Source organism: Stenotrophomonas sp. JAG2 (assembly GCF_041080745.1).
GTDB classification, from domain to species: domain Bacteria; phylum Pseudomonadota; class Gammaproteobacteria; order Xanthomonadales; family Xanthomonadaceae; genus Stenotrophomonas; species Stenotrophomonas maltophilia_AA.
The window spans coordinates 153,326-164,679 of the sequence record NZ_JBEUMH010000004.1 but is presented as its reverse complement, the minus strand read 5'-3'; the positions used below and the strand labels follow the sequence as shown (position 1 = coordinate 164,679).

At 68.0% G+C, this 11,354-nt stretch carries 10 protein-coding genes and 1 tRNA gene; 9 read left to right on the top strand and 2 right to left on the bottom strand.

Annotation, left to right across the window (positions count from 1 at the left end; translation table 11 throughout):
• The first annotated feature begins 38 nt into the window (after positions 1–38).
• The 6 genes from AB9O74_RS06680 to AB9O74_RS06655 all read left to right on the top strand — a co-directional run bounded on the left by AB9O74_RS06680 (position 39) and on the right by AB9O74_RS06655 (position 7,281).
• Positions 39–1,673: a ShlB/FhaC/HecB family hemolysin secretion/activation protein gene (locus tag AB9O74_RS06680; RefSeq protein ID WP_369348818.1), complete on the top strand. Its 1,635-nt coding sequence runs from the start codon at positions 39–41 to the stop codon at positions 1,671–1,673.
• A gap of 37 nt (positions 1,674–1,710) precedes the next feature.
• Entirely contained in the window at positions 1,711–3,522 is a 1,812-nt protein-coding gene (locus tag AB9O74_RS06675; protein ID WP_369348817.1) for a DUF2341 domain-containing protein, read from the top strand.
• A gap of 10 nt (positions 3,523–3,532) precedes the next feature.
• On the top strand, positions 3,533–3,946 hold the full coding sequence (locus tag AB9O74_RS06670; protein WP_088433529.1) for a biopolymer transporter ExbD: 414 nt from the start codon (positions 3,533–3,535) through the stop codon (positions 3,944–3,946).
• 4 nt (positions 3,947–3,950) lie between these two features.
• Positions 3,951–4,643 carry an energy transducer TonB gene (locus tag AB9O74_RS06665; protein WP_369348816.1) on the top strand — a complete coding sequence of 231 codons (693 nt, stop codon included), beginning with the start codon at positions 3,951–3,953 and terminating at the stop codon, positions 4,641–4,643.
• A 50-nt stretch (positions 4,644–4,693) separates the two neighbouring features.
• Positions 4,694–6,424 carry a putative porin gene (locus AB9O74_RS06660; RefSeq protein ID WP_369348815.1) on the top strand — a complete coding sequence of 577 codons (1,731 nt, stop codon included), beginning with the start codon at positions 4,694–4,696 and terminating at the stop codon, positions 6,422–6,424.
• 68 nt (positions 6,425–6,492) lie between these two features.
• Complete coding sequence (locus AB9O74_RS06655; protein WP_369348814.1) at positions 6,493–7,281, top strand: SapC family protein; 789 nt, start codon at positions 6,493–6,495, stop codon at positions 7,279–7,281.
• Between the two features lie 186 nt (positions 7,282–7,467).
• On the opposite strand, the gene AB9O74_RS06650 is transcribed toward AB9O74_RS06655, so the two are convergent.
• Positions 7,468–7,544, bottom strand: a tRNA-Arg gene (locus AB9O74_RS06650).
• Between the two features lie 158 nt (positions 7,545–7,702).
• Here AB9O74_RS06650 and ubiA point away from each other — a divergent pair.
• The 3 genes from ubiA (at position 7,703) to AB9O74_RS06635 (ending at position 10,554) form a co-directional block, all read left to right on the top strand.
• Positions 7,703–8,596: a 4-hydroxybenzoate octaprenyltransferase gene (gene ubiA, locus AB9O74_RS06645; RefSeq protein WP_176987916.1), complete on the top strand. Its 894-nt coding sequence runs from the start codon at positions 7,703–7,705 to the stop codon at positions 8,594–8,596.
• A 122-nt stretch (positions 8,597–8,718) separates the two neighbouring features.
• Positions 8,719–10,143, top strand: a complete 1,425-nt coding sequence (locus tag AB9O74_RS06640; protein ID WP_369348813.1) for a short-chain fatty acid transporter — start codon at positions 8,719–8,721, stop codon at positions 10,141–10,143.
• Between the two features lie 267 nt (positions 10,144–10,410).
• Positions 10,411–10,554, top strand: coding sequence for a hypothetical protein (locus AB9O74_RS06635; RefSeq protein ID WP_179459806.1), 144 nt, complete (start codon positions 10,411–10,413; stop codon positions 10,552–10,554).
• A gap of 64 nt (positions 10,555–10,618) precedes the next feature.
• Here AB9O74_RS06635 and AB9O74_RS06630 read toward each other — a convergent pair whose 3' ends face one another.
• Complete coding sequence (locus AB9O74_RS06630; protein WP_369348812.1) at positions 10,619–11,290, bottom strand: VOC family protein; 672 nt, start codon at positions 11,288–11,290, stop codon at positions 10,619–10,621.
• Positions 11,291–11,354: the final 64 nt, after the last annotated feature.

Below are 11,354 nucleotides of genomic sequence, written 5' to 3'. Positions count from 1 at the left end.
TGCGCATCTGAATCCCTTTCCGCATTGAGAAGCCACTGATGTCTTCAATCTCCCCGGCGCTGGCACGGGCATCCCTGCCACTGGGCCTGCTCTGCGCGATCTCGCTGGCCAACGCGCAGACCGCGCCTGCCGACGCCGACGCCGACGCCGTCGCTGCCCCGATGGCGGCCGCGGCGGCCCCGGCTGCCCGCGTCAACATCAACGAGTACCTGGTGCGCGGCAACACCGTGCTCGGCGCGCGCGACATCGAGCAGGCGGTCTCCCCGCATCTCGGCCCGGACCGCACCCTGCAGGATGTCGAAGCAGCGCGCGTGGCGCTGCAGTCGGCCTACCAGGGCAAGGGCTACCAGTCTGTCTATGTGGATCTGCCCGAGCAGCAGGTCAGCGGCGGCGTGGTGATCCTGCAGGTCACCGAGACCCGCATCGGCCAGGTCAAGGTGGTCGGCGCCGAGCACAACGATCCCGCACGCCTGGCCGAGCGCGTGCCGGCACTGCAGGCGGGCGCCGTGCCGGACTTCGAACGCGCGCAGGCGCAGCTGACCGAGCTCAACCGTGGCGGCAAGCGCCAGGTGGTGCCGCTGGTCAAGCCCGGCGCCGCCGAGGGCACGATGGATGTGGAGCTCAAGGTCGATGACACGTCGCCCTGGCGCTACAGCGCCACGCTCAACAACGACCACAGCGTGGACACCGAGCCACTGCGCAGCTTCCTCACGGTCGGCCACGACAACCTCTGGCAGCGCGAGCACACCGCCTCGCTGACGTTCTTCGCCGCGCCGCAGGACCTGGACCAGGCCAACGTGTGGTCCGGTGCCTACGGTCTGCCGCTGGGCAGCCCGGACTGGATGCTGGATTTCTCCGGCTACCGCTCCGACAGCAACGTGGTGTCCACCGGCCAGACCAATGTCACCGGCAAGGGCCACGCGGTCGGCGTCAAGCTCAGCCACACCTTCCCGATGACGGGCGCCTGGTGGCACCAGCTCTCGGCCGGTGTCGACTTCAAGGACCTGGACGAATCGGTCGCGATGGTCGGCCAGGCCTCGGATTTCGCCCCGCTCAAGTACGCGCCGGTGACCGTGGCCTACAGCGGCTTCCGCCAGGGCACCAGGCACCAGCTCAACGTCGGCGTGCAGGCGGTGTTCGGTGCGCGCAGCCTGTTCGGTTACGGCAGTACCGATGATGAGTTCGACTGGAAGCGCGCCTATGCCGATCCCAGCTTCTTCGCGCTCAAGCTGGAACTGAGCGACACCTACACGCTGGAGAGTGGTGCGCAGTGGTTCGCGCGGCTGTCGGCGCAGATGACCGACCAGCCGCTGGTCTCCGGCGAGCAGTTCGCCGCCGGCGGCATGTTCACCACCCGTGGCTACCGCTCGGCCGAAGGCATCGGCGATTACGGCGCGCTGGCCACGCTGGAATGGCGCACGCGCCCGCTCGGCCTGTGGGGCCTGCAGGAGTGGCGCTTCTACGGCTTCCTCGACGGTGCGTGGCTGGGCCTGCGCCGGCCGCTGCCCGAACAGGCCGACAGCGCCGCGATGAGCGCGGTCGGCGTAGGCAGCAGCCTGCGCATCGGCGAGCACTACAACCTCCGCTTCGACTACGGCCGGACGCTGCACGACGGCCCGACCACGACCAAAGATGCCAACCGCCTGCACCTGAGCGTCGGCGCCAGCTACTGAGCCTGACTTTCCCAAGCATTTTCCGGAGATACCGTCCATGCAACGCCTTCTTGCCCTGTTGTTGTTCTGCCTGAGCATGTCCACGCTCAGCGTCGCCCACGCCGAGACCGCGTGGTGGCAGGCCGACTGGAAGTACCGCAAGCCGATCACGCTCGATGCCAGCCCCAACGGGGCCGCGCTGGGCGGCAATCTCGGCCGTACGCCCGTGCTGATCCGCCTGCACACCGGCAACTTCGCCTTCGACGGCGTCGCCGAAGGCGGCAACGACCTGCGCTTCGTCGGGGCCGACGGCCACACCGTGCTCAACCACCAGGTCGAGCAATACGACGCGGCGCTGGGCATGGCCCTGATCTGGGTCGACGTGCCCACGCTCAGCGGCACCGCGGCGCAGACGATCTGGATGTACTACGGCAACGCCGGCGCACCGGCGGCGGCCAACGGCCAACGCGTGTTCGATCCGGACTACAGCGCGGTCTACCACTTCGCCGACAGCGGCACCGAGGCACGTGACACCACGGCGTACGTCAATACGCTCACCGGTGAGTTCAAGCCCGCCGACGGCGCGATCATCGGCCGCGGTGCACAGCTGGCCGGCGCGCCGCTGCACCTGCCGGGTGCACCGTCGCTGGCGGTGGCGGCCAACGGTGCGATGACCGTCTCGGCCTGGATCAAACCGGACCAGCTCGGCCCGGACCAGGCGATCTATGCGCGCCGCGAAGGCGGCAACGTCTTCCTCGTCGGCCTCGACAACGGCGTGCCCTACGTGCGCGTCAACGACCAGCGCAGCCAGCCGATCCCGGCACTGGTGGCCGGACAGTGGGCACACGTGGCGGTGACCAGCACCGAGAATGCGGTGATCCTGTATGCCGCCGGCCGCGAAGCGGTGCGTCTGGCCACCGGCCTGCCGGCGTTCACCGGTGAGGCCCTGCTCGGTGGCGACGCCCTTGCCACGGGTGCGGCGGGCGAGGCGGCCGCCCTTCCGGCCGCGCAGCCGTTCCTGGGCGTGATCGATGAAGTGCGCGTGTCCAAGGTGGCCCGCCCGGCCACCGCGCTGCTGGCCGATGCCACCGCGCAGGGGGCCGAATCGCGCCTGATCGCCTTCGGCGAAGACGAGCAGTCGGCCGGCGTGAGCCACTTCGGTTTCATCCTCAAGGCGATGCCGGTCGATGCCTGGGTGGTGGTGATCGTGCTGGGCCTGATGCTGCTCCTGTCCTGGGCGATCATGATCGCCAAGAGCCGCTACTTCGGCACCGTGGCCAAGGCCAACGAGGCCTTCACCCTCCAGTACAAGAAGGTCACCGGTGCACCGGTCGCGTCGCTGCAGGCACTGGAACGCACCGGCAGCCTGGCTCCGCAGATCCGCGACAACTCCACGCTGTGGCGGCTGTACCGCATCGCCATGGAAGAAATGGACGGGCGCGGCTCGCACCACCATGGCCTTACCGCCGCGGCGATCACCTCGATCCGCGCCTCGATGGATGCCGAAGTCACGCGCGAGACCGAGCGCATGTCCAAGCGCATGAACTGGCTGTCCACCACGATCGAAGGCGCGCCGTACATTGGCCTGTTCGGCACCGTGATCGGCATCATGCTGGTGTTCGCGGTGGCGGCGATGGCCGGCGCGGTGGACATCAACTCGGTGGCGCCGGGTATGGCGGCGGCGCTGCTGTGTACGGCGGCCGGTCTGGGCGTCGCGATCCCGGCCCTGTTTGGCTACAACTGGCTGGCCTCGCGCGCTGAAGCGATCGCGGCGGACATGTCGGTGTTCGTCGACGAGTTCACCGCGCGCCTGGCTGAAGAGTTCGACCGCACCGCACCGGCCGCCGCAGCGCGCCCGGCGCTGGCCTGAGGAGACCACCATGGCCAGGGCAAAGCGGTTCGGCATCAAGAAACGCGAGAAAGGCATCAACGTCACCCCGTTCGTGGACGTGCTGCTGGTGGTGCTGGTGATCTTCATCCTCACCAGCAACGCCACCATTCCCGGGATCGAGGTCAACCTGCCGAAGGCCAGTTCCAGCATGGCGCTGGAGAAGCCCAAGACCAAGGCGATCACGGTCGACAACGCCGGCCAGATCTTCCTGGACGCCTACCCGGTCAGCCTGGCCGAGCTGGAGGATCGCCTGCGCACGGAGAAGGCACTGAACCCGGATATCCCGGTGATCGTGCGCGGCGATGCGCAGGTGCAGTACGCGCGCGTGGTCGAAGTGCTCGACCTGCTGCGGAAGATCGAGCTGACCCAGGTCGGCCTGGTCACCGGCAAAGTGCAGGGGTGAGGGCGTGACTTCCCTCCACTCCCGCAGCGGTGACAGCGTGCCCGCGTGGCGTCGCTGGTGGCCCGTGGCGGCGTTGATCGTCGGCCTGGCGGCCGTGGCGTTGCTGCTCTGGTACCTGCTGTTCAAGGACACCGCCAGTACGCGCCGGCCCGTGGCCGAGATCCCGATGGTGATGTTGCCGCCACCGCCGCCGCCGCCCCCACCGGAGCCCGAGCCCGAGCCGGAGGTGACCCCTGAAGAGGTCATGCCCGAGCCCGAGCCGCTGGACGAGGTGCCCAAGCCCACCGAAGAAGCGCCGACGCCCGACACCGCCGACCCGGTGACGATGGATGCCGACGCGCAGGCCGGCGGCGACAGCTTCGGCATCCAGTCCGGCTCGGGTGGCGGGCGCAGCGGTACCGGTGCCGGTGGCGCCGGCAATGCGAGCTACGGCCGTTACCTGGGCTACGTGCTGCAACAGGCCGTGGCGCGCGACGCCAAGGTGCAGCGCCTGGCCTTCCAGCTGACCGTCAACGTCTGGCTGGACGAGGCCGGGCAGGTGACCCGCGTCGAGCTCGCGCGCGGCAGCGGCAATACCGAAGCCGATGAAGCGGTGCTGCAGGCGATCCGCGCGATCGGCCGCATCGACGAGCGGCCGCCGGCGTCGTTGAGCTTCCCCGCGCGCGTGCTGGTGCAGGGCCGTCGTCCGGCCGGATGAGCTGCGCTGTCTTCCTTCTTCCCTGATCTTTCCTTTCTGCGAGCAAGCCGATGACCCGTTCAACCCTCCACTCCGCGCTGCTGGGACTGCGCAGCACCGCCATCGCCACCGGTGTCGCCCTGGTCCTGGCCAGTGGCGGCGCCCATGCCCAGGCAGCGGGCGGCGAGAGCACCATGATCAAGCTGATCCGCGGCCTGATGGATAGCGGCGCGCTCAAGCCCGAGGCCGGCCAGGCGCTGTTGCTGGAGGCGCAGCGCGAATCGGCCGCAGCCCCCGCAGCGCCGGCGTCCGCCGCGATCGCAGCGCAGCCCGGTGACGTGCGCGTACCCTACATCCCGCAGACCGTGCGCGATGAGATCCGCGAAGAGGTCAAGGCCAGCGTCATGGCCGAGGCCAAGGCCGAGCGTTGGGCGGCGCCTGACCAGGTGCCCGAGTGGACCCAGCGTCTGCGCGTGCAGGGTGACGTGCGCGTGCGCAACGAGAGCCGCCTGTATTCCGAGCGCAACAGCGACATCGAAGTGGACTGGGCGCGGATCAACGCCGGCAACGGATACGACGTCAACGGCAACACCAACCTGGATCTGCCGCCGCTGCGCAACACCCGCCAGGACCGCAACAATTCCTGGCGGATCCGCGCACGCCTGGGCGTGATCGCCGAACTGGGTGAGCACACCCGTGCCGGCGTGCGCCTGGCGACCGGCAACGACAACGGCCCGGTGTCCTCCACCCAGACGCTGGGTGGTGGCCTGGCCAAGAAAGACGCCTGGCTCGACCAGGCATGGCTGTCGTGGTCGCCGGTGGCGGGCCTGGACATCCTCGGTGGCCGCTTCGGCAACCCGTACTGGTCCACCGACACGCTGTTCTCCAACGACCTCAACTTCGACGGCCTGGCGTTCAAGTACGCGCAGCCGATCGGCGATGACGGCCTGTCCTTGTTCGCCACGCTGGGCCTGACGCCGTTGGAGTACTCCTCCGACAGCTTCCCGAACACCAGCCAGGACAAGATGAAGAGCGAGAACAAGTGGCTCAACGGCGTGCAGGTCGGCGCCGAGTTGCAGTTCGGCGATGCGCAGAAACTGCGCGCCGCGGTGGGCTACTACGATTTCCGCAACACCGCCGGCGAGTACTCGCAGCCGTGCGCGCTGTATGCCGGTGCGGATTTCTGCAGCAGCGACTGGTCGCGCCCTGCGTTCATGCAGAAGGGCAACACGCTGATGCTGCTGCGGAACATCGCGCTCAATCCGCTCGACCCGGCCAACACCCCGATGCCGCAGTACGTCGGCCTGGCCTCGGAGTTCGAACTGCTCGACCTCAACCTGGCCTGGGAAACGCCGCTGTTCGCGGGCAATGCCCTGCGCCTGGAAGGGCACGCGATCAAGAACCTGGCCTACGATCCCAACCGGATGTGGGAACGTGCGCAGGGCGGCATCGTCACCAACCTGCGCACTGCCGCCAACGGCGTGGCCGGGCCGCAGGACATCCAGAGCGGTGACATGGCGTACATGGCGCAGGCGACCTTCGGCCAGCTGGCGATGAAGCAGACCGGCGACTGGAACCTGGCGCTCGGCTACAAGCGCCTGGAAGGCGATGCGCTGCCCGACGCCTACAACGATTCCAACTTCCACCTCGGTGGAACCAATGCCAAGGGCTACTACCTGAGCGGCTCCTACATGTTCGACAGGAACGTGTGGCTGACCGGGCGCTGGATGGCCGCCAAGGAGGTCACCGGCGCCCCGTTGTCGATCGACGTCTTCCAGCTGGAAGTCAACGCAGGCTTCTGACCGACGCAACGCCTGTCTCCGGGAGGCGGCGTGCCGCCTCCCTTGCTGCCCCACATTGGATTTTCACCATGAACACCGACACTTCCCTTGCGCCGGATACCGGCGACGACGTCGATGCCGATGCCGTCTCGGCAGCGGCCGACAGCATCACGCCGCCGGCCAGCTGGCCCATGCTCTACCGCCGTCCGGTCGTGCTGTCGTCGCAGCTTCATGCCCATTGGCGCGTGCGCCAGACCGGCGCCGCGTTCGCCGCCGGCAGTCACTCGATTCCGCTGATGATCGGGGAATTCGCCGCGGCCTCGCGTGCGTATCCGCTGGTCTTCGCCGGTCCCGAACATCTACCGATCGCCGTGCTCGGCCTGGAGGCGGAGCAGAACCGCTTCGTCATCGCCGACCAGTGGCAGGCCGGCGCCTACATTCCCGCCTACGTGCGGCGCTACCCGTTCGTGTTCGCGCGCACCACCGATCCGGACGGCTACGTGCTGGCCATCGATGCCGATGCGGACATGATCGTGCAGGAGGGCGAGGAAGGGCAGCCGCTGTTCGAGGGCGACCAGCCTTCGGCGATGACGCGTCATGCCCTGCAGTTCTGCGAAGCCTTCACCCGCGAAGACATCGCCACCCGCGCCTTCAGTGCCGCCCTGGCCGAGGCCGGCGTGCTGATCGAGCGCCAGGCTGACGTGGTCCTCGCCGATGGCCGCCGCCACAGCCTGCAGGGCTTCCATGTCGTCGATCCCGCGCGTCTGGATGCGCTGCCGGATGCCACCCTCGTGCACTGGCATCGCCAGGGCTGGCTGGCGCCAGTGTATTTCCACCTGGCTTCGCTGGGTCGCTTTGCCGACCTCGCCACAGGCTGACCTGTTCTACCGGGGCGCCGTGCAGGTGCCGTCACTCCAGGCCGGTGGGAAGACCAGCCCTTCGAGTGGCGTCACCTGTTCGGCACCCGATCCGGTGCGTTCGCGCGCGGCAGCCGGCACGGCACTCCGTCCGAGCGCACAAAGGCGCGCAGCAGCGGAAATACCTGCAAGGGAAGATGGCGAAGATGGTGCGCCCGGAGGGATTCGAACCCCCGACCAATGGCTTCGGAAGCCACTACTCTATCCGGCTGAGCTACGAGCGCGTTGTGTCCTGCGTCCCGCCGGGCCGCCTGATGGGGCCACGGACCGCCAAAGCGGCGCGGGAGGAGCATTCTATCCGTAAACGCCGCGCAGGTCTGCCCCCCGCACCGATGCGCCGGACGACGGCGCGCCCGGCCAGCCCAGGCGGTATCCTTTACCGATGGCTTACGAACGTTTTGAGGCGCCCGAGGCGGCGCCCCCGTCGCGCTGGCGGCACTACTGGAAGTTGATGCGCGCCGACCGTCCGATCGGCACCCTGCTGCTGCTCTGGCCCACCTGGTGGGCGCTGTGGCTGGCCTCCGGCGGGCTGCCGCCGCTGTGGACGCTGTTCGTGTTCACCGCAGGTGTCTGGTTGACCCGCTCGGCCGGCTGCGTGATCAACGATTACGCCGACCGCTGGCTGGACCCGCACGTCAAGCGCACCAAGGACCGCCCACTGGCCAGCGGTGCCGTCTCCGGCCGCGAGGCGCTGGCCCTGTTCGCCGGGCTGATGATCGTCGCCTTCGCCCTGGTGTTGACCCTGAACTGGCTCACCATCGGCATGAGCTTCATCGGGGTGTTCCTGGCCGCCAGCTACCCCTACCTCAAGCGCTACACCCACCTGCCGCAGGTCTACCTGGGCATGGCCTTCGGCTGGGGCATCCCGATGGCGTTCGCCGCGGTGCAGGGCGAGGTGCCGGTGATCGGCTGGCTGCTGTACGGCGCCAACATCCTGTGGTCGACGGCGTATGACACCTGGTACGCCATGGTCGACCGCGATGACGACCTGAAGATGGGCTCGCATTCCACCGCGATCCTGTTCGGGGATCTGGACCTGGTGATCCAGGGCATTCTCTACGCACTGTTCCTGGGCACGATGGCGCTGGTCGGCCTGCGCGCCGGGCTGGGGTTCTACTACGGCGTCGGCGTCGGCGTTGCCGCAGGGCTGATCGCCTACGAGTTCTGGATCGCCCGCAAGCGCGAGCGCGACCCGTGCTTCAAGGCCTTCCTGCACAACAACTGGGTCGGCGCCGCGCTGTTCGCCGGCATCGCGGTGTCGTTGGCGGTGCGCTGAGGGGGCCGCCCGACCAACGGTCGGGTGCTACCCGTAACGCGCACTACGACCATTAGGCGACTGACAGCGCCGTTCCCAACGCCCAGAATCCCTCCCATTGAATGATCGGGGAGGGCGGGACGATGAGCACGTCGACGGTGGTACAGGACGGCTGGATGGCGCGCGCGGCACTGCGCTCGGCGGCCTGGGCGGAAAAGTGGTTCCCCGATGCCTACGTGTTCGCGGTGCTCGGCGTGGTCATCGTCGCCGCCGCCGCGATGGGCTTCGGCGCGACCCCGCAGGCTACCGCCACCGCCTTCGGCGAGGGCTTCTGGAGCCTGATCCCCTTCACCATGCAGATGGCCTTCGTGGTCATCGGTGGCTATGCGGTCGCCACCGCGCCGATCGTGGCCCGCTTCATCGAACTGCTGGCCCGCGTCCCCAAGACCGGCCGTGGCGCGGTGGTCTACGTCGGGCTGATCAGCATGCTCGCCTCGCTGCTGAGCTGGGGCTTCTCGCTGGTGTTCGGCGGCCTGCTGGTGCGCGCGCTGGCGCGTCGCGAAGCGCTCAACATGGATTACCGCGCCGCCGGTGCCTCAGCGTATCTCGGCCTTGGCGCCGTCTGGGCGATGGGCCTGAGCTCCTCGGCCGCCCAGCTGCAGGCCAACCCGGCGAGCATGCCGCCCGGCCTGGTCGAGATCACCGGCGTGCTGCCCTTCACCGAAACCATCTTCCTGTGGCAGTCGATCGCGCTGACGTCCGCGCTGATCCTGGTGTCGCTGCTGATCGCCTGGCTGACCGCGCCCGGTGCCGCCACCGCGCGCACCGCCAAGGACTTCGAAGGCGCCGCCCGCGCCGAGGCCGAGCCGCTGCAGCCGCGCACCCGCACCGGCGAGTGGCTGGAGTACAGCCCGCTGCTGACCGTGCTGCTCTCGCTGCTCGCGTTCGGCTGGCTGTTCGGCGAGTTCGCCAGCAAGCCGGTGGTCACCGCCATCGCCAACCTCAACACCTACAACTTCCTGTTCATCTCGCTCGGCCTGCTGCTGCACTGGCGCCCGCGCAGCTTCCTCAACGCCGTGGCCAAGGCGGTACCGAGCACCACCGGCGTGCTGATCCAGTTCCCGCTGTATGGCGGCATCGCGATGATCCTCACCCACGCCACCGGCAGTGGCGATGAGACCCTCGCGCATCGTCTGTCCACGCTGTTCGTGCATATCGCCACCACCGACACCTTCGCGCTGGTGATGGGCGTGTACTCGGCCGTACTCGGCTTCTTCGTGCCCTCCGGCGGCGGCAAGTGGATCATCGAAGCGCCGTACGTGATGCAGGCCGCCAACGAACTGAAGGCCCATCTGGGCTGGGCGGTGCAGGTCTACAACGCCGCCGAGGCGCTGCCGAACCTGATCAACCCGTTCTGGATGCTGCCGCTGCTGGGCGTGCTCGGCCTGAAGGCGCGCGACATCGTCGGCTTCACGTTCATCCAACTGCTGGTGCACATCCCGCTTGTGCTCGGCCTGCTGTGGCTGCTCGGCATGACGCTGACCTACGTGCCGCCGGTGATGCCGTGATCGTCATCTGCGCGTCATCCGCACCGGGAGGTGCCGGGATGGCCTGTTCAGTCGCACGGAAAGCCGGTTTGCGCGTAGCGGCATAAGGGAATTCGAACCGTTCATATGCAGGCCAACGCCTACTGCGACATGGGCTCCTGCACGGCACGAAACGTCGGAACGGACGCGTTGACGTTTCCGTATGCAAACCCGCACACGTCGTTAACCTGCCGCTGCAGAGGATGGCCCCGACCGCGACATTCCGTTTGCGGCAACCGGAGAATCGAGATGGCTCAGCAGAACCAGCAGAATCCGAATCAGCGCGGTGAGCAGCAGGAACGCGGTCGCGACCAGCAGCAGCAACAGCAGCAGGAACAGCAGCAGCGCAACCAGAACCAGCAGCAGGGCGGCCAGCAGGACGAGGAAGAGTGAGCCCAGCCGGCTGTTGTGTGAACTGAAGCCCCGCTCCGGCGGGGCTTCGTTCGTCCGGGCCTGCTCAGGCAGAGCGCAGGTGCCAGCCCAGTGCGTCGTCTTCGACAACCGCGCCAGGCACCACGTCATGCAGCACGACGCGGATGCCGCGCGCATTCGGCAGCACTTTCTGCTCGGGGAACCAGCGGCGCGTGGCATCGACCACGATCAACAGGCCTTCATCATCGCCGAGCGGTGCGAAGTGCGGCGTCGGCTGTGACAACGGCGCCAGCCCGAAGGCGTTCTGTGCTTTTGCCTGCACCTCGCCCACGTCTTCAGCGGGCAGGCCGACCTCGCTGATGCAGGTCATCTCGCTGCCATGGAATTCGCCCTGGCGCTCGCCGGCAGGCAATTGCCGACGCGCGATCAACTCCAGGATCAGGCCGTCCGGCCCGGTGAAATAGATCGACTCTGAATCCCAGCGGCCATCGAAGGTGAAATGGTCATGGCCCTTCAGATCGCGCTGCAGGGTGGCGCGTGCTTTCAGCCAGTCGGTGGCCGCTTCGAATCGATTGGCCGGGACGTTGAACGCCAGGTGCACACCGCCGACCGGATTCGATTCTGCGGGGTGCAGCTGCAGGGTGCTCCAGCCGATGCGCACGGCCGAGCCCTCGACCGGCAGCTGAAGTTCATCGTGGAAGTACGCCACGGTGGCGGCGACATCGGACACGGGAAGGTCGATCTGATGGATACGCATGATGATGGATGTCTCACGTAGATACATCGACATTCTGCCGCAGATGCGTGTGCTTCGGCGATGA